Genomic DNA, 18,576 nt, shown 5'->3' with positions numbered 1-18,576 from the left:
GCAGCGGTGAAGTTATACCGCTGCTTTTTTTTTCCCTGCCATTCGTCAAAACCCTGCGATTTGTCTTCCTTGCCATAGTCATTAGCGGAAGGATGATGTCGTGCTTATCGTATTAGGTTACATAGTGGTTGTGGGTGCTGTCCTTGGCGGGTATATGATGACCGGCGGGCACCTTGGCGCACTTTATCAACCGTCCGAGCTTATCATCATTGGTGGCGCTGGCATCGGTGCGTTTATCGTCGGCAACAATGGTAAAGCCATCAAGGGCACCATCAAGGCGTTACCTTTGCTGTTTCGCCGCTCCAAATATACAAAAAGTATGTACATGGATTTGCTGGCGCTGCTCTATCGCCTGATGGCGAAGTCCCGCCAGCAGGGGATGTTCTCCCTCGAACGGGATATTGAAAACCCGAAAGAGAGCGAGATTTTTGCCAGCTACCCGCGCATCATCGCCGATGCCACCATGCTCGAATTTATTGTTGATTATCTGCGCCTTATCATCAGCGGCAATATGAACACCTTCGAAATTGAAGCGCTGATGGACGAAGAGATCGAAACCCACGAAAGCGAAGCGGAAGTTCCGGCAAACGCCCTGGCGGCGGTCGGGGACTCATTGCCCGCATTTGGTATCGTTGCGGCGGTTATGGGCGTGGTTCACGCACTGGCCTCAGCGGATCGCCCGGCAGCGGAGCTTGGTGCGCTAATTGCCCACGCGATGGTGGGAACCTTCCTTGGTATTTTGTTGGCGTACGGCTTTATCTCTCCACTGGCCAGCGTGTTGCGTCAGAAAAGCGCCGAAACCACCAAAATGATGCAGTGCGTCAAGATAACTCTGTTGTCGAATCTGAACGGCTACGCGCCGCCAATTGCCGTCGAGTTTGGGCGTAAAACGCTGTACTCAACCGAACGTCCGTCGTTTGTCGAACTCGATGAACACGTGCGCGCGGTAAGAAACCCTAACCAACAGACAACGACTGAGGACGCATGAAAAATCAGTCCCATCCTATCGTCGTCGTAAGACGCAAGAAACATAAAGGACATGGCGGGGGAGCACACGGCTCCTGGAAGATTGCCTATGCCGACTTTATGACGGCGATGATGGCTTTTTTCCTGGTTATGTGGCTTATCTCAATTTCTAGCCCTAAAGAACTGATTCAGATTGCCGAATACTTTCGTACACCCCTTGCAACAGCAGTAACGGGTGGACCAAGAATTTCGAATAGCGACAGTCCTATTCCGGGCGGTGGCGATGACTACACACAGCAGCAGGGTGAAGTTAAAAAACAGCCGAACATTGATGATCTCAAGCAACGTATGGAGCAAGCGCGGCTGAAAAAATTGCGCGGCGATCTGGACCAACTGATCGAAGCCGATCCGAAATTGCGTGCTCTGCGCCCGCACCTCAAGATCGATCTTGTTCAGGAAGGTTTGCGTATTCAGATTATCGATAGCCAGAATCGCCCGATGTTTAAAACCGGCCGAGCAGAAGTGGAGCCCTATATGCGTGACATTTTGCGGGCTATAGCACCGGTACTAAATGGTATTCCGAACAAAATTAGCATTTCCGGACACACCGATGACTATCCCTACGCCAACGGTGAGAAAGGATACAGCAACTGGGAACTTTCAGCGGATCGTGCAAACGCATCGCGACGAGAACTGGTTGCTGGGGGTCTCGACGATGGAAAAATGCTTCGAGTCATTGGCATGGCAGCCACAATGAGGCTGGCAGAGCGCGGACCGAATGAGGCGATCAACCGCCGTATCAGCCTGTTGGTGCTAAACAAACAAGCAGAAGAAGCCATTCTGCATGAAAACGCCGAAAGCCAGAATGTGCCAATAAGCGTCATTACACAGCCGGAGGCAGAAGCGGCGCCAGCGCCAGCATCCGAGCCTGCGGCGGCAGTTACAACATCGCCACAACCCGAGTCGAGGTGATTGCGTGAGCATGGATATTAGCGATTTTTATCAGACGTTCTTTGATGAAGCTGACGAGTTGTTGGCCGACATGGAGCAGCATTTGTTAGATCTGGTGCCAGAAGCGCCGGACTCTGAACAACTCAATGCCATCTTTCGTGCCGCCCACTCTATTAAAGGCGGTGCGGGCACGTTTGGCTTCACCATTTTGCAGGAAACCACGCACCTGATGGAAAACCTGCTTGATGAAGCCCGCCGTGGGGAAATGCAGCTCAACACTGACATCATTAACCTGTTTTTGGAAACCAAAGATATTATGCAGGAACAGCTCGATGCCTATAAAAGCTCTTCGGAGCCGGATGCCGCCAGCTTTGAATATATCTGCAATGCGTTGCGTCAGTTAGCGTTGGAAGCCAAAGGGCAAGCTGTTCCGGCCGCAACCAATAGCGCCAAATTGTCCGTTGTTGAAAGCGCCGTACAGGAGGCAGAGGCTGCCGCTCCGGCGACCGCCGCCGATGACGGAAAGCTGCGTATTGTGCTGTCGCGTCTAAAAGAGAACGAAGTCAGCCTTCTGGAAGAAGAGCTGGGTAACCTCGGCACGCTTACTGACGTTGTTAAAGGGACCGATACCTTAAGCGTCACGCTGGACGGCGGCGTAAGCCAGGAAGATATCATTGCGGTGCTGTGCTTCGTTATAGAAGCAGATCAGATTGCCTTTGAAAACGCCAGCGTACCTGTGGAAGCCGCCCCTGCGGAAAGCGCACCGGTCGATGCCGTTGAAGAAGCCGCACCGACAGCAGCTCCGGCTCCGGTTGTCCAGGCGGCTCCCGCCCCGGCACTGAAAGCGGTCGCCAAAGAGCAACCCGCAGGCCGTGAAAAACCGGCACGCGCCAGTGAGTCAACCAGTATCCGTGTTGCGGTAGAAAAAGTTGACCAACTGATTAACCTCGTCGGCGAGCTGGTTATTACTCAGTCGATGCTGGCTCAGCGTTCAAACGAACTGGACCCGGTCACCCACGGCGACCTTATTACCAGTATGACGCAGTTGCAGCGTAACGCACGCGATCTGCAAGAATCGGTAATGTCTATCCGTATGATGCCGATGGAATACGTATTCAGCCGCTTCCCGCGTCTGGTGCGTGATCTGGCGAGCAAGCTGGATAAGCAGGTTGAACTGACGCTGCAAGGTAGCTCGACAGAACTGGATAAGAGTCTGATTGAACGCATCATTGACCCGTTAACGCACCTGGTGCGTAACAGCCTTGACCATGGGATCGAAGTTCCGGAAAAACGCGTTGCAGCAGGCAAATCGCCGGTCGGCAACCTGATCCTTTCCGCTGAACATCAGGGTGGCAATATCTGCATTGAAGTTACCGATGATGGTGCGGGCCTCAACCGTGAGCGTATCCTGGCAAAAGCCATATCGCAGGGCATGCCGGTCCACGAAAACATGAGCGACGAAGAGGTCGGCATGTTGATCTTCGCACCAGGCTTCTCTACCGCTGAGCAGGTAACCGATGTCTCAGGGCGTGGTGTAGGCATGGATGTGGTGAAACGTAACATCCAGGAGATGGGCGGGCACGTTGAGATCAAATCACGTCAGGGTGCAGGTACGACGATTCGCATTCTCCTGCCGTTGACGCTGGCAATCCTTGACGGCATGTCCGTTAAAGTGAGCGATGAAGTCTTCATCCTGCCGCTGAACGCGGTGATGGAGTCGCTGCAACCTCGCGAAGAAGATTTGCACCCACTGGCTGGTGGTGAGCGTGTACTTGAAGTACGCGGCGAGTACCTGCCGCTGGTAGAGTTGTGGAAAGTATTTGATGTTAATGGCGCGAAAACCGAAGCTACGCAGGGGATTGTCGTTATCCTGCAAAGCGCAGGCCGTCGCTATGCATTGCTGGTCGATCAGCTGATTGGTCAGCATCAGGTAGTAGTGAAAAACCTTGAAAGCAATTACCGCAAAGTGCCGGGAATTTCCGCGGCAACTATCCTTGGGGATGGTAGCGTTGCGCTGATTGTTGACGTTTCGGCACTACAGGGATTAAACCGTGAACAACGTGTGGCGCACACTGCCGCCTGACTGAGTTAAAAGAAGGTAAAAACATGACCGGTATGAGCAATGTAACAAAACTGGCTGGCGAGCCATCGGGCCAGGAATTCCTGGTATTTACCCTGGGCGATGAAGAATACGGTATCGATATTCTGAAAGTGCAGGAAATTCGTGGCTATGATCAGGTCACCCGTATCGCCAATACCCCTGACTTTATTAAGGGAGTCACTAACTTACGCGGCGTTATCGTTCCTATCGTCGACCTGCGCGTGAAATTCAGCCAGGGCGAAGTTGAATACAACGATAACACGGTGGTCATCGTACTGAACTTTGGTCAGCGTGTGGTGGGGATTGTTGTCGATGGTGTCTCTGACGTGCTGTCGCTGGCGGCTGATCAAATCCGCCCGGCGCCGGAATTCGCGGTTACTCTGTCCACTGAATACCTGACAGGTCTTGGCGCGCTCGGTGAGCGTATGCTGATTCTGGTGAATATCGAAAAACTGCTGAACAGCGAAGAAATGGCTCTTCTGGATATCGCGGCTACCCACGTCGCGTAATTTCCACCTCCATAAACCCCTGCGTCATTGCGTGGGGGTTTATTTCCCTTCCTGCCGTTTATGCGCGCTTCTTGTCTCTTTATATTTATCTGTCCTGTTTCGAGTATTTATCACCGTTAATATTGCGGCGCTAAAAAATAGATGACGATAAGTAATGAGGGTGACCGTTAGGTAGCGTATTGGTACTTACGGTACATTATATATTTACCAGATAAAGACGCCTTATACACACAGGGTTTTCTTTAAAGGAGACCACGGGCAGTATAACTCTGGATTTGTTTTAGCGTATGTAAATAATGTTTTCTTCCGGCTTAAGTTACTATATTATAGAAATCAGTTACGCAACTGAATTATTTCGAATCTAACTTATTGCTTGGCTGCTAAGTAATAATCAATAATTCATTGAATAACTTCGATATTTACAATTTCTGTAATTATAAGTGATACGCATTTTAATAATGCCGGCGTTATGCAGTGATGGAAGTGCGATTTTTAAATCGTGACTGCGTGATAAATAACCTGCGCTATTTCCGGAACTGTACTATGAAAAAATACCTGTTTATATTGGCCTGCCTGCTGCCGCTGGCGTTACCCGTTAAGGGCTCGGCAAGCAGCAATGGCACCATTGGCGTATCCCTGACGCTGACAAATGGCTGCCTGGTTAATGGTTCCGCCAGCCAGAACGGTATTTCCTTCGGTACGCTCAATTTTGGCGACCATTCAGCCACGTTTTCCGATCTCTCCACTCAACTGTCGAACAGCGGGCCGGGCGGTAATGCATTTGGGATCCAGTGCACCACCAATAGCTACAGCGTACAGATAACCGGTAATGCCAACACCGCTGCACCCACGTCACTTGTCGGGATCCCCGGCACTACGGCACGCTATCTGCGAAGCGCTAATAACAGTACGCAGGGTGTTGCCTACAGTCTTTATAGCGACAGTAGTTTTACCAGTGAGATTGCTAATAACACGCAACTCCCCCGCCTGTCGACAGTTGACGGCGTGGACTACTACACGCTGTATGGCCGCATTCGGGGTGACGGTAAAAATAGCGGAATTGCGCCGGGTAACTATACAGATACTATTTATGTCAGTGTGAATTATTGAATTTCGCTTGTTTAAATCATCTCGTTATTTTTATGCCCGCATTTTCTGCGGGTTTTATTTTGTGAAAATGCTTAATGCCCGAATACAGTTAATAAAAGGTAATCTTATTTTTTAAAGTTTAAGCATTGCTTAATTGCTGATGCTTCATCGACACTGAATCACCATTTTAAATATGCTAATGCTGTATATTCGCTATACTATATATTGTGAAATTCGTCACAATATTGCTGATATATCCTTTTCCGACCTCTGCTCCGTTGCGCTTAAGTATACTTAACTGTCTGAAATTTAATTGAAATATATGTCAATACAACCGTTGATATGGTTGGCTATATTCAGTGGTTGAAGCTCCGTAGATCAACTAAATTTCTGTTATTACTACTTTTGAATTACAAGCATCCGTTTTCAATGACCTTGTTTTTTATTTTGGAATAATGCCTGTCTTTTCCGGAGATATAATATGAAGAACATACGCCTTATCCTGTTAACTGGATTGGTGGCAATGTCGGTAAATAATGCCGGCGCGGTTACCAGTAACGGTATTATTGGTGCGACGTTGACATTATCAAACGGATGCTTAATTAATGGATCTCCCTCTCAAAGTGGTATCAACTTCGGTACACTGGACTTTGGTACCCAACCCGCCACATTTTCTCAATTAACCACTCAGCTTTCTAACACAGGGGCTGGTGGCAGTTCGTTCACCATCCAATGCACGACCGCCAGCTATACCGTCCAGATAACCGGCAACACCAATACAGCAACACCAGGCACCACGGTGGGGACGCCGGGTACAGTGGCGCGGTATTTACGTTCCGCAACGCCAACGAACACGCAAGGGGTGGCGTACAGTGTCTTTAGCGACAGCGCATTCAGTAATGAGATCGTTAACGGTGCCGCCATCCCGCGAACCTCTACCAGCGGTGGAGTGGATTCTTATACGTTGTACGGGCGAATTACGGGTGGGGGTAATAGCGTAACGGTATTGCCGGGTACCTATACGGACACCCTGAACGTGAGCGTGACTTACTAGCGTCATCATAATGATGCCGCCAGAAGGAAAGTGCGCTTCTCTTGCGAGAAGTCGCGGGATATTGCGCGCCATTTTTGGACTGTTGCTGAGCCTTATTGTACTGCCAGAGGCTGCACTTGCCGTCACGGTGACGCAACAAACATTTACCGTTGGTGCGACCATTACGCCTGGATGTTCTGTAACCAGTGGCGTTGGTGGGGTACTGGGCTCGCTTGATTTTGGTACCCATACCGCAGTGGAGAGCGGACAGATCTCCACCAGTTTTGTACCCAATGCCGCAATGTCACTCGCCTGCACGCCGGGCGTAGCCTTAACCATGAGCATCAACGGTGGGCTGTACTACTCAACGGTACGCAATATGCAGTTAAACGGTGGAACACAGCGGGTTCCGTATCGTATCTACCGCAGCAGCTCTCTGGCAGCAAACACAGAAATCGGTGTTAATCAGTCGGTTTCAGTCACCTATAGCGATGCCAATAATATCGCGCTCAGCATCTTTGGCGCCGCGCAACTTTCCCCGTTCGGCACAGCGGGCACTTATTCTGATCAATTGACTGTGACATTGACATGGTAAAGGGAGAAGGGAAATGAGCGTCACCTCTGGCGCCGCAAGGGCGCTAGGTTTACTTATGATGGCATCGTTGAGTACTGCGGTGGCAGATGCAAATGCGGCAGCCACAATTTTACTCTGGCCGATTGATCCCTGGCTAGGGTCAGAGACTAAAGCCACCGAATTGTGGATCCAGAACCAGGGCAACGAGCCTGCAACTATGCAGGTACGTATCGTCCGCTGGCGCCAGGAGAGCGGCGATGAGCGCTATCAACCGCAGACGGATGTTGTCGCCAGCCCACCCATTGTCACGATACAAAAAGGGGCCAGGCAGCTTATCCGCCTGATAAAACAGACGGAGGTTCCACCGGGTAAAGAGCAGGCATACCGAATCATTGTTGATGAAATTCCCCCATACAGCTCATCCCAGGGACAGATGGGGATTAAACTGCAAATGCGTTACTCCATCCCGCTCTTTGTATATGGCCGGGGGATTACTACTTATCCTGAGAGTGCAAACCATGCGCTGGTGGAGCCGCGCGATCTCAGCTGGCAAGTGGTACGAGAAAATGGCAAACCTGCGCTGCAGATACGCAACCAGGGTGATGTTCATGTCAGGCTGACGGCAGTCTCCGCCAGACAAGGCGGGCAAACACGGGCAATTGCTGACGGGCTGCTGGGATATGTTCTGCCAGGGGAAACGCGTTCATGGCCGCTTCCAGCCGGGTTGACCGCCCCTGTAGAGCTTAAAGCGACAATCAATGCCAGGGAAAGCAAATGGCAGTCTCCCGCCAGGTAATTATCCCGGCGATGATCATGCTGCTAGGCAATCCGGCTGGTGTCAGAGCGCAGCAGGGCGACGACATACTTCCGCCACCGCCGGATGAACAAGTCGTAAATGAACAGGCGGTGTTTCATCTAAACCTTGTAGTAAATCATTATGATACGCAACAAGTTGTCCCGGTGATGCGTCGCGATGGCGCTTATTTTGTAGCCAGTGCCGATCTGCTGCGTGCCGGCATCTCCGCAGATCATATTCCTCAGGGAGATGTAAATGTGTCTGCGCTACCCAACGTACGCACTGATTACGATAGCGAACGCCAACGGTTGCTGCTCTTTGTTCCTGATGGGTGGCTGCCGGAGCGGTTTACCGCTTTCAACGGCCCACAGCAGCGTAGTCCCTTACCCAACGGGCGTGGCGCGCTGCTGAATTACGATGTCTACACCAGCAATACGGAAAATATTGGTACGCGTGCCTCTCTTTGGCATGAGTTTCGCTATTTCTCCGGGAATATGACCTTTTCCTCTACCGGGACAGCCATCTCCACCCTTTCGGGGCAACCTGCGCAACAGGATGGCTATACCCGTTACGACACCACTGTCCATTTGACCGATGAAGACAATGCTATCCAGTGGAGCGTGGGGGATGTGATTTCCGACGCGCTAAGCTGGAGTAACAGCGTACGCGTAGGAGGAATTAGTTATGGGCGTGACTTTTCGCTACGTCCGGATCTGGTGACCTGGCCCATCCCGTCATTTTCCGGTGAAGCGGCGGTTCCAACTTCGGTCGATGTATTCATCAATGGCTACCGCGCCGGGTCAACCCAAATTGAACCTGGTCCTTTTACCCTGACCAATTTGCCCTATATCAACGGCGCAGGTAATGCAGTACTGGTCACCACTGATGCTTTAGGGCGGCAGGTCAGTACCACCATGCCGTTTTATGTCGCCAGCGATTTGCTTAAAGCGGGGCTCAGTGATGGCGCGGCAACGCTGGGGAGCCTGCGGCGTAATTATGGGATCGACAGTTTCGACTATGGTCCGGTGGTGGGAAGTGGGTCTTATCGTTACGGTCTGACTGATTATTTGACTCTGGAGGCTCATGGTGAAGGGGCGAAGCAACTGGCGTCAGGCGGCGTGGGCGCTGTAGCGAAGTTATGGCGTCTTGGGGTTGTGAATACGTCCTGGACGCAAAGTCAGATGCGGGGCGAGAGCGGTAGTCAATTGAACTGGGGATATCAGTACAGTACCAGTCTGTTCAGTCTCGCCACCCAGCATATCCGTCGCGATCGCGGCTTCGGCAACCTGGCGTTGTATGAACAAAACTACTATTACGACCATTCCATTAACGATAACAGGTCGCCAATTGCCAGTTTGAGTCGTAAAACGGATCAATACTCCCTTTCTTTTACTCTGGGTGAGTTTGGCAATATTGGTGCGGCATGGATTGGTGTTCGCAATTTTGACAGCAGCAAGACTGAATTACTTAACCTCTCATGGAGTCGCAATCTGTGGGGAGACAGCAATGTTTATGTTTCGGCAAGCCATGACAATGAGCGCGGTGACTGGACCGCCGCAGTCTCGGTGCAAATTCCGCTGGGCGAGCGGGACAGCGTGTCTCTGAGCGTGGATAACACTGCGGATGCTGGCACGGCGCAGCGGATTAACTACGGCCACTCAATGCCCTCTGACGGCGGATTGAGCTGGAATATGGCACTGGCGCGACAGACCAAAGGCAACAGTTATCAACAGGGGACGCTCGGCTGGCGCAACAACAACGTTGAATTGCAGGGGGGAGTGTACGGCTACAGCGACATGCGGACATGGTGGGGAGAGGTGATGGGTTCGCTGGTGCTGATGGATAACGAACTCTTCTTCGCCAAAAAAATCAATGATGCCTTTGTGGTCGTCAGTACGGGAGGAGAACCGGAAATTCCGGTGAATTATGAAAATCAGCTCATTGGGAAAACAAATAAAAATGGCTACCTGCTCATAAGCGGTGTGTCCTCTTATTATCCGGCCAGTTACAGCATTAACACCCTGAATTTACCCGCCGACACGCGAATCACCGAAACCGAGCGGCGGCTTGCTCTGCGTCGTCAATCGGGCTATCTGGTGGAATTTCCAATGGTGCGTGAACGGGTAGCGAGTGTGATCCTGCATGATGAGCAAAACAATCCGTTACCGCTAACCAGTGAAGTGAGCCGTCAGGGCAAACCGACGGCCATTGTGGGCTATGACGGTATTGCCTGGCTGGAAAATCTGGATGAAGTCAGTGTGCTTAATGTCCGACTACCCGATGGCACGCGCTGCACCGCTAACCTGACCCTGAATGCCAACCCCGGGCATAAGCTGGAAACATACGGTCCGCTTATGTGCAAGAGGAGCAACTGATGCGCCATATCATGTTAATGCTGTTATTACTGTCGGGAATGAGTTCGCAGGTCTGGGCTGCCTGTACCGCCAGCTTTTCCAATGCCAGCCCGTCATTTGGCTCATCCGTGACATCTTTTACTCTGAATAGCACCGAGCAACCGGTGTCGACCAATATCTACCTCGATTGCGACTCCGCGCTGACGCTTCTGACAAATGACTCCGTGACGCTCACCATGACAGGCGCCTCAACGCTGATCGCCAGTCGTGGCGCGATGAAGCGTACCGATGATTTAACCGTGACGGATACCATTGCGGTGAAGCTATGCGGTGTGTCTGGCTGTTCATCGGGAGAAGTCACGAACGGCGGGGCGGGATATACCTGGAATGGCACTTTTCTTTTGACAGTACTGGGAGCCAAGCGCTATACGCTGCCACTTTATCTTCGCACGGTGACCGGTCAAAGCGTTTCGGCTGGCCCCTATTCGGGCACGTTAAATCTGAATCTTTACTACAACATATGTGCGGTGGGGACCATTTTAACCGGTTGCACGCAGTCGCAAAGCGGTAACCTGCCGCTGAATCTGGCGGTAAGCATCACAGTGACCAATGATTGCACCGCGATTTCAGCACCGAATGTAAATTTCGGCAGTGCGCCAATCGCGAAGACGTTCCCGAATATTTCACAGTCGATTAGCGTGACCTGCACCAAAGGGTACGCCTATACCATCGGTATCAATAATGGCAACAATGCCAGTGGGACGGTACGACAGATGGCAAGCGGTTCAAATCGGCTGAGTTATGAAATCTATAAAGGCAGTACATCATCCCGCTGGGGTTCCACCGGGGCAGAGCGCTGGTCCAGCGGGACCTCTTCATCGATCAGCACCGATGGCACGTTACGTACCTATAACTATACGGCGCGGGTAATGCAGAATCAGACGACCCCACCAGGGGGGACATACAATGACACATTACTTATCGATCTCGCTTTTTAGTTGCCTTATCGCTTTTTAACATTCCGGACGAAAGATATTTCTACGGTTAATAGTGAGACGGTTTAATTCCTTTTCGCAAATGTAAAGTTCTATTGCCCCTTGCCGATAACACCGTTAACAAGTTTTCAGGAAGGTGTAGCATGTTGAACCGTATTCGCGTTGTCACAATGCTGATGAGTGTACTGGTAGTGTTTGCGCTGCTGCAGTTGCTCTCGGGCGGGCTTTTATTCTCTTCTCTTAATCAAAATCAGCAAAGCTTTGCGGTTTCCAACGATCTGCGCATGCAACAGACCGAACTGACGAAAACCTGGGAACTGATGCTACAAACACGTATCAACCTGAGCCGTTCGTCTGCCCGCATGATGATGGACCCGAACAACCAACAAAGTAGCGCTAAAACTGAATTATTAAAAAGCGCGAAAACCAGCCTGGCTGATGCTGCTAAACACTACGATGCCTTCCGTGCCATGCCATCGGTACCTGCGATGGAAGAGGCGCGCCAGACGCTCGACGAAAAGTATAAAACCTATGCGGCGGGCCTTGCGGAACTGGTGCAGTTCCTGGAAGGCGGCAACATGGATGGCTACTTTGCCCAGCCAACGCAGGGCATGCAAAATGGTCTCGGTGATGCGATGGGCAAATATGCCCAGTTAAGCGAAACGCTTTACCGCAAAGCCTATGACGAAAGCGTGAGTGATTATAATTTTGCAAAATGGCAGATGGCAGCACTCGCCCTGGCCCTGGTCGTGGTGCTGGTTTTGGTCTGGTACGGCATCCGCCGCATTCTGCTGGCGCCATTATCCGCTGTCATTAAACATATTCGCGAAATCGCCAGCGGCAACCTGACCGACAAACTGGTGGTTGAAGGACGCAGCGAGATTACCGATCTTGCCGAAAGCGTTGACCATATGCAGCGCTCGCTGATTGATACGGTAACCAATGTGCGTGCCGGTTCCGATGCTATCCATTCTGGCACCAGCGAAATCGCGGCGGGTAACAATGACCTGTCATCCCGTACCGAAGAACAAGCTTCGGCACTGGAAGAGACGGCTGCGAGTATGGAAGAACTGACCGCCACGGTGAAACAGAACGCCGAAAACGCCCGTCAGGCATCGCTGCTGGCGAAGAGTGCCTCTGATACCGCTGAGCGCGGCGGTAAAGTGGTAGATGGCGTGGTAAAAACAATGCATGACATTGCCGCCAGTTCGCAAAAAATTGCCGATATTACCGGCGTCATCGACGGTATTGCCTTCCAGACCAACATTCTCGCACTCAATGCGGCCGTTGAAGCCGCCCGCGCCGGTGAGCAGGGGCGTGGTTTTGCGGTGGTTGCTGGCGAAGTGCGTAACCTTGCCAGCCGTAGCGCCCAGGCGGCAAAAGAGATCAAAGCGCTGATTGAAGACTCCGTCTCCCGCGTGGATACCGGCTCGGTACTGGTCGAAAGCGCCGGTGAGACGATGGGCGATATCGTGAGCGCAGTAACCCGTGTAAATGACATTATGGGTGAGATTGCTTCGGCCTCTGATGAGCAGAGCCGTGGCATCGACCAGGTTGCGCTGGCGGTATCCGAAATGGATCGCGTCACGCAGCAAAACGCCTCGCTGGTACAACAATCTGCAGCCGCTGCGGCTGCATTAGAAGAACAAGCCAGCAGGTTGACGCAAGCGGTTTCTACTTTCCGTCTCTCTTCTGTCCCTACAAAAACCGCGCAAGGAGCGCTTAATCCGGCGGCAGCCATTACTTCGGCTCCTTCCAGAGCCCGTCAGCTAACTACCGGACAAAACGATAACTGGGAAACTTTTTAACTGCTTTAACCCGTGGCAATTTGCCACCTGATGGGAGCGTTGATGTTAAACCGTATTCGAATTTCTACGACACTTTTTTTGATCTTAATCGTTTGTGGCATTTTGCAGGTAGGGAGCAACGGGTTGTCGTTTTGGGCATTTCGCCAAAGCACCGCCCATTTAGCGGAAGTTGAAAAAAGTAATATCCAGCGTAACGCACTTATGCAAACTCGCGGCTGGTTATTACAGGCAAGTACATCACTGAATAAAGCCGGTACGTTAACGGCACTGAGTTATCCGCCGGATGATATCAAAGCGCTAATGAAACAGGCGAAAGATAATCTGAAAGATGCCGATAACAGTATTAATGAGTTTTTGAATATCCCGGCGTTGACCGATGAAGGTAAGCGTCTGCAGGACGGAACGAAAGCCGCTTATGCCGCATGGCACGCCGATCTGGAACACCAGGCCGCATGGCTTGAAAGTAATCAGCTATCCGACTTCATGTCGGCGCCGGTTCAGCAGTCGCAGGATGCGTTTAATAAAAACTTTACGGCCTGGCAGGAGCATATTAACCACTTTGTGGAGTTAGCTAAGGTAGAGGGGCAAAGTAACTACCAGCGGTCGGCGGCAATTTTTGTCGTAGTGGTCATTTTGGCCGCGCTACTGACCTCAGCCGCGCTGTGGTGGTCACGCAAAATGATTGTTCAGCCGCTGGCCATTATCAGTAGTCACTTTGACAGTATTTCCGAGGGCAATCTGGCGCGATCGATTGCGGTATTTGGTAAAAATGAAATTTCGGCCATTTTTGCCAGCCTCAAAAAGATGCAGACTGCACTGCGTTCTACAGTGACCGATGTTCGCCAGGGAAGTTATGCCATGCATACCGGGATTTCGGAGATTGCCGAAGGCAACAACGATCTGTCGGCGCGTACCGAACAACAGGCGGCGTCACTGGCGCAAACGGCGGCCAGCATGGAAGAGCTGACGGCGACCGTCGGGCAAAACGCTGATAATGCCCGTCAGGCATCTGGTCTGGCACAGAGCGCGGCGGAGACGGCGCGTAAAGGCGGGCAGCAGGCGTCAAACGTGGCAAGCACTATGCATGAGATTGCCGCCAGTTCGCAAAAGATTGGCGATATTATCAGCGTGATTGACGGTATTGCCTTCCAGACCAATATTCTGGCCTTGAACGCGGCGGTAGAAGCGGCGCGGGCAGGGGAGCAGGGACGTGGTTTCGCCGTGGTGGCAGGGGAGGTGCGTAACCTCGCCAGCCGAAGCGCGCAGGCTGCGAAAGAGATCAAAGGCCTGATTGAAGAGTCGGTTTCCCGCGTTCAACAGGGCTCTGTACTGGTAGATACCTCTGCCAAAACGATGATGGAGATCGTCCACTCTGTTACGCAGGTGAACGATATTATGGGCGAAATTGCCTCTGCTTCGGATGAACAACGCCGGGGTATTGAGCAGGTCGCACTGGCTGTAAGCCAGATGGATCAGGTGACCCAACAGAATGCTGCGCTCGTTGAAGAAGCCGCCGCGGCCACCGATCAGTTAGCGCATCAGGCAGATCATCTGACCTCCCTGGTGGCTGTGTTTAAGTTAGAAGAACATGTCGTAACATCAGACGTGGCGCCCCCTAAAGGGGTGCCAGTTGTATCCTAAATCAGAATGAGAAGGCGCTATGACATCATCAATGCCTACCGGGCAAACGTCATCACTCATGCAACAGATGACTCAGCGTCTTGCGCTGTCTGACGCGCATTTTCGTCGAATATGTCAGTTGATTTATCAGCGTGCAGGGATCGTGCTCGCCGACCATAAGCGGGACATGGTCTATAACCGCCTGGTTCGTCGTTTACGTACCCTCGGGCTGGATGATTTTGGTCGCTACCTGAGCATGCTGGAAGCGAACCAGAATAGCGCCGAGTGGCAGGCTTTTATAAACTCGCTGACCACTAACCTCACTGCCTTTTTCCGGGAAGCTCACCACTTCCCGGTGCTTGCAGAGCATGCACGCAAGCGTACCGGCGAGTACCGCGTCTGGAGTGCCGCGGCATCGACCGGTGAAGAACCTTATTCCATTGCGATTACGTTAGCGGATTCACTGGGAATGGCGCCGGGTCGTTTTAAGGTGATTGCCAGCGATATTGATACAGAAGTTCTGGAAAAAGCCCGAAACGGTGTTTATCGCCAGGATGAATTGAAAACGCTGTCGCCGCAACAGTTACAGCGTTACTTCATGCGCGGAACCGGACCTCATGCTGGTCTGGTGCGCGTGCGTCAGGAACTGGCGAATTATGTTGATTTCACGTCAGTGAATTTGCTGGATAAACAATATAACGTCCCCGGACCGTTTGACGCGATTTTTTGCCGTAACGTAATGATTTATTTTGATAAAACGACGCAGCAGGATATCTTGCATCGTTTTGCACCATTGCTTAAGCCTGACGGACTTCTTTTTGCCGGGCATTCGGAGAATTTCAGCAACCTTGTGCGTGAGTTTAGCCTGCGTGGGCAGACCGTTTACGCGCTGAGTAAGGATAAAGCATGAGTAAAATCAGGGTAATGTCCGTCGATGATTCTGCATTGATGCGCCAAATCATGACCGAAATTATCAATAGCCACAGCGATATGGAAATGGTGGCGACGGCGCCGGATCCGTTGGTTGCACGGGATTTAATTAAAAAATTTAACCCTGATGTGCTGACACTTGATGTGGAAATGCCGCGGATGGACGGTCTGGATTTCCTGGAAAAACTGATGCGTCTGCGCCCGATGCCGGTGGTGATGGTCTCTTCCCTGACGGGGAAAGGGTCAGAGGTGACGCTGCGGGCGCTGGAATTGGGGGCGATTGATTTCGTCACCAAGCCTCAGCTCGGTATTCGCGAAGGTATGCTGGCCTACAGTGAGATGATTGCCGAAAAAGTGCGAACGGCCTCGCGCGCACGTCTTGCGGCACATAAACCGATGGCAGCAGCACCGGCAGCGCTGAAGTCTGGTCCGCTGTTAAGTTCGGAAAAATTGCTGGCAATTGGTGCTTCAACCGGAGGAACAGAGGCAATTCGTCATGTACTCCAGCCATTGCCGCTTTCCAGTCCGGGTATTCTTATTACTCAGCACATGCCGCCAGGGTTCACCCGTTCGTTTGCTGAACGCCTGAATAAGCTGTGCCAGATTACCGTCAAAGAGGCGGAAGATGGTGAACGTGTCCTGCCGGGGCATGCGTACATTGCGCCGGGCGACAAGCATATGGAGCTGGCGCGTAGCGGGGCCAACTACCAGATTAAAATCCACGATGGGCCGCCGGTGAATCGTCACCGTCCTGCCGTGGACGTACTGTTTCATTCGGTCGCGAAATACGCCGGGCGCAATGCCGTGGGGGTTATCCTCACCGGGATGGGCAACGACGGTGCGGCCGGAATGTTAGCGATGCACCAGGCTGGTGCCTGGACCATTGCACAAAATGAGGCAAGTTGTGTGGTGTTCGGCATGCCGCGCGAAGCTATCAATATGGGTGGCGTCAGCGAAGTGGTCGATCTTAGCCAGGTAAGCCAGCAGATGTTGGCAAAAATTAGTGCCGGACAGGCAATACGTATTTAACGAGGAGTGATGTTTTATGGCGGATAAAGAGCTCAAATTTCTGGTTGTGGACGACTTTTCCACGATGCGTCGTATCGTGCGCAACCTGTTAAAAGAGCTGGGGTTCAACAACGTCGAGGAAGCCGAAGACGGCGTTGACGCGCTGAACAAACTCCAGACCGGTGGTTTTGGGTTCGTCATTTCCGACTGGAACATGCCGAACATGGACGGACTGGAACTGCTTAAGACGATTCGTGCTGACGGCAATATGTCTTCGCTGCCGGTGCTGATGGTCACGGCAGAAGCGAAAAAAGAAAACATTATCGCGGCGGCTCAGGCTGGCGCGAGCGGCTATGTAGTGAAACCTTTCACTGCTGCAACCCTGGAAGAGAAACTCGGTAAGATTTTCGAGAAACTCGGCATGTGAGGACTGGACGATGATTCAACCTTCAATTAAACCTACGGAAGAACATTCAGCCAGCGATATCATTGCCCGTATCGGTAGCCTGACACGTATGTTGCGTGACAGTTTGCGTGAGTTGGGATTGGATCAGGCGATTGCTGAAGCGGCGGAAGCCATCCCGGATGCCCGTGATCGTCTCGATTATGTGGTACAGATGACCGCGCAGGCAGCTGAACGCGCACTCAATAGCGTTGAAGCGTCGCAACCGCACCAGGATGCGATGGAAAAAGGGGCGAAATCGCTGTCGAAGCGTTGGGATGAGTGGTTTGAAAATCCTATCGAGCTTAAAGACGCCCGTGAACTGGTGACCGACACCCGCAAATTCCTTGGGGATGTGCCGGGGCACACCAGCTTCACCAACGCGCAACTGTTAGACATCATGATGGCGCAGGATTTCCAGGACCTTACCGGTCAGGTTATCAAGCGTATGATGGATGTGATTCAGGAAATTGAACGACAGCTGCTGATGGTGCTGATCGAAAACATTCCCGATCAGTCTGCGCGTCCGAAACGTGAAAACGAAAGTCTGCTCAATGGGCCGCAGCTTGATGCGACTAAAGCGGGCGTGGTGGCAAGCCAGGATCAGGTTGACGATCTGCTCGACAGTCTCGGTTTCTGATGTCTCTGCACTGAGCCATATTGAGAAACGGGAAGCTGCAATGCTTCCCGTTTTTTTAGCTCATGGTGGACAAGGAAAAAGAGGCGGCATTATTCAACATATGCAGCAGCATTGGCAGCAGTAGCCCGCCTGAGGCCATTCTTACCACGCACAGCAGGGCCGAAAACGTAAACAGCCAGATAAAGGTGGCCGGGGCATGGTATTGGGTGTGCATAAGCGCAAACACTACTGATGTCACCACGATGCTCTGCTGCCTGGCAAAGCGTCCTGTGCGAATAAACGCATTGAGTAAGAAGCCGCGAAAAATCACCTCTTCACAAAACGGGGCAATCAAACAAATAGCGAACGCCAGTCCCCAACGCGCAGAAAGCGAGTACTCTTTGAGGGAGTCCACCCACTCTTCTTCGATCCCCAGAAACTGCCAGACAATATTCAGTACGATGATGGCCAGTAAACCCAGTGAGAAATAACCGACATTAAATTTCCCCAACGGCATAAAAGGGTAGTGATGGTTATAGTGTTGCCATAGCAATAGCGTGCAAGGCAAACTGGCTATCAGGCCAACAAACAGCGCAGCAAAACCTGACTGATAGAGAGCGGTATAATTGGGTAGCAGCGCCACAATAAAGAAAAAACAGTGATAAATCAGTACAGCTGCGAGACAGATCAATGTGTGATGACGTCTCTGCTCCTGACTGGACAGCATGGTAATCATCCTTGTCTTAATGAAGTTTTAAAAGGTTTATGCCGCAATAAGCAG

17 protein-coding genes are annotated in these 18,576 nt (G+C 51.8%); 16 read left to right on the top strand and 1 reads right to left on the bottom strand.

The features are described 5' to 3' along the window. Nucleotides 1-100 precede the first annotated feature (100 nt). The 16 genes from motA to cheZ all read left to right on the top strand — a co-directional run bounded on the left by motA (nucleotide 101) and on the right by cheZ (nucleotide 17,816). Entirely contained in the window at nucleotides 101-988 is an 888-nt protein-coding gene (motA, locus tag AAIG39_RS09870; protein WP_047370943.1) for a flagellar motor stator protein MotA, read from the top strand. Continuing rightward, complete coding sequence (motB, locus tag AAIG39_RS09865) at nucleotides 985-1,938, top strand: flagellar motor protein MotB (protein ID WP_090085793.1); 954 nt, start codon at nucleotides 985-987, stop codon at nucleotides 1,936-1,938. Before motA ends, motB begins: the two co-directional genes overlap by 4 nt. Before the next feature lie 4 nt (nucleotides 1,939-1,942). Then, the gene (gene cheA / locus AAIG39_RS09860) at nucleotides 1,943-4,000 is read left to right on the top strand and encodes a chemotaxis protein CheA (protein ID WP_090085795.1); all 2,058 of its coding nucleotides are present in this window, start codon (nucleotides 1,943-1,945) and stop codon (nucleotides 3,998-4,000) included. A gap of 23 nt (nucleotides 4,001-4,023) precedes the next feature. Continuing rightward, nucleotides 4,024-4,527, top strand: a complete 504-nt coding sequence (gene cheW / locus AAIG39_RS09855; protein WP_047370941.1) for a chemotaxis protein CheW — start codon at nucleotides 4,024-4,026, stop codon at nucleotides 4,525-4,527. 543 nt (nucleotides 4,528-5,070) lie between these two features. After that, on the top strand, nucleotides 5,071-5,637 hold the full coding sequence (locus AAIG39_RS09850) for a Csu type fimbrial protein (protein ID WP_090085797.1): 567 nt from the start codon (nucleotides 5,071-5,073) through the stop codon (nucleotides 5,635-5,637). 460 nt (nucleotides 5,638-6,097) lie between these two features. Further along, complete coding sequence (locus AAIG39_RS09845) at nucleotides 6,098-6,670, top strand: spore coat protein U domain-containing protein (RefSeq protein ID WP_090085798.1); 573 nt, start codon at nucleotides 6,098-6,100, stop codon at nucleotides 6,668-6,670. 61 nt (nucleotides 6,671-6,731) lie between these two features. Then, nucleotides 6,732-7,244, top strand: a complete 513-nt coding sequence (locus AAIG39_RS09840; RefSeq protein ID WP_343193737.1) for a Csu type fimbrial protein — start codon at nucleotides 6,732-6,734, stop codon at nucleotides 7,242-7,244. Nucleotides 7,245-7,299: 55 nt separating this feature from the next. Further along, a complete protein-coding gene (locus tag AAIG39_RS09835; RefSeq protein ID WP_343193779.1) occupies nucleotides 7,300-8,019 on the top strand; it encodes a fimbrial biogenesis chaperone in 720 nt (239 codons plus the stop codon). Then, nucleotides 7,998-10,394, top strand: a complete 2,397-nt coding sequence (locus AAIG39_RS09830; protein ID WP_343193736.1) for a fimbria/pilus outer membrane usher protein — start codon at nucleotides 7,998-8,000, stop codon at nucleotides 10,392-10,394. The genes AAIG39_RS09835 and AAIG39_RS09830 overlap by 22 nt, the downstream gene beginning before the upstream one ends. After that, complete coding sequence (locus AAIG39_RS09825) at nucleotides 10,394-11,371, top strand: Csu type fimbrial protein (RefSeq protein ID WP_343193735.1); 978 nt, start codon at nucleotides 10,394-10,396, stop codon at nucleotides 11,369-11,371. Before AAIG39_RS09830 ends, AAIG39_RS09825 begins: the two co-directional genes overlap by 1 nt. A 140-nt stretch (nucleotides 11,372-11,511) precedes the next feature. Continuing rightward, the gene (gene tar, locus AAIG39_RS09820) at nucleotides 11,512-13,176 is read left to right on the top strand and encodes a methyl-accepting chemotaxis protein II (protein ID WP_249569156.1); all 1,665 of its coding nucleotides are present in this window, start codon (nucleotides 11,512-11,514) and stop codon (nucleotides 13,174-13,176) included. A 42-nt stretch (nucleotides 13,177-13,218) separates the two neighbouring features. Further along, a complete protein-coding gene (gene tap, locus AAIG39_RS09815) occupies nucleotides 13,219-14,817 on the top strand; it encodes a methyl-accepting chemotaxis protein IV (RefSeq protein ID WP_343193734.1) in 1,599 nt (532 codons plus the stop codon). A gap of 19 nt (nucleotides 14,818-14,836) precedes the next feature. Further along, on the top strand, nucleotides 14,837-15,706 hold the full coding sequence (cheR, locus tag AAIG39_RS09810) for a protein-glutamate O-methyltransferase CheR (RefSeq protein WP_085005932.1): 870 nt from the start codon (nucleotides 14,837-14,839) through the stop codon (nucleotides 15,704-15,706). Continuing rightward, nucleotides 15,703-16,755, top strand: a complete 1,053-nt coding sequence (locus tag AAIG39_RS09805; protein ID WP_047370937.1) for a protein-glutamate methylesterase/protein-glutamine glutaminase — start codon at nucleotides 15,703-15,705, stop codon at nucleotides 16,753-16,755. The genes cheR and AAIG39_RS09805 overlap by 4 nt, the downstream gene beginning before the upstream one ends. 16 nt (nucleotides 16,756-16,771) lie before the next feature. After that, complete coding sequence (gene cheY, locus AAIG39_RS09800; protein ID WP_039078693.1) at nucleotides 16,772-17,161, top strand: chemotaxis response regulator CheY; 390 nt, start codon at nucleotides 16,772-16,774, stop codon at nucleotides 17,159-17,161. Between the two features lie 10 nt (nucleotides 17,162-17,171). After that, a complete protein-coding gene (gene cheZ, locus AAIG39_RS09795; RefSeq protein WP_039078694.1) occupies nucleotides 17,172-17,816 on the top strand; it encodes a protein phosphatase CheZ in 645 nt (214 codons plus the stop codon). 55 nt (nucleotides 17,817-17,871) lie between these two features. Here cheZ and AAIG39_RS09790 read toward each other — a convergent pair whose 3' ends face one another. Beyond that, nucleotides 17,872-18,522, bottom strand: a complete 651-nt coding sequence (locus AAIG39_RS09790) for a CPBP family glutamic-type intramembrane protease (RefSeq protein ID WP_343193733.1) — start codon at nucleotides 18,520-18,522, stop codon at nucleotides 17,872-17,874. Nucleotides 18,523-18,576: the final 54 nt, after the last annotated feature.

It is taken from the genome of Phytobacter palmae, from assembly GCF_039409775.1.
GTDB classification, from domain to species: Bacteria; Pseudomonadota; Gammaproteobacteria; order Enterobacterales; family Enterobacteriaceae; genus Phytobacter; species Phytobacter palmae.
The sequence above is the reverse complement of the archived record's forward strand: the minus strand, read 5'-3'. Positions and strand labels throughout refer to the sequence as shown.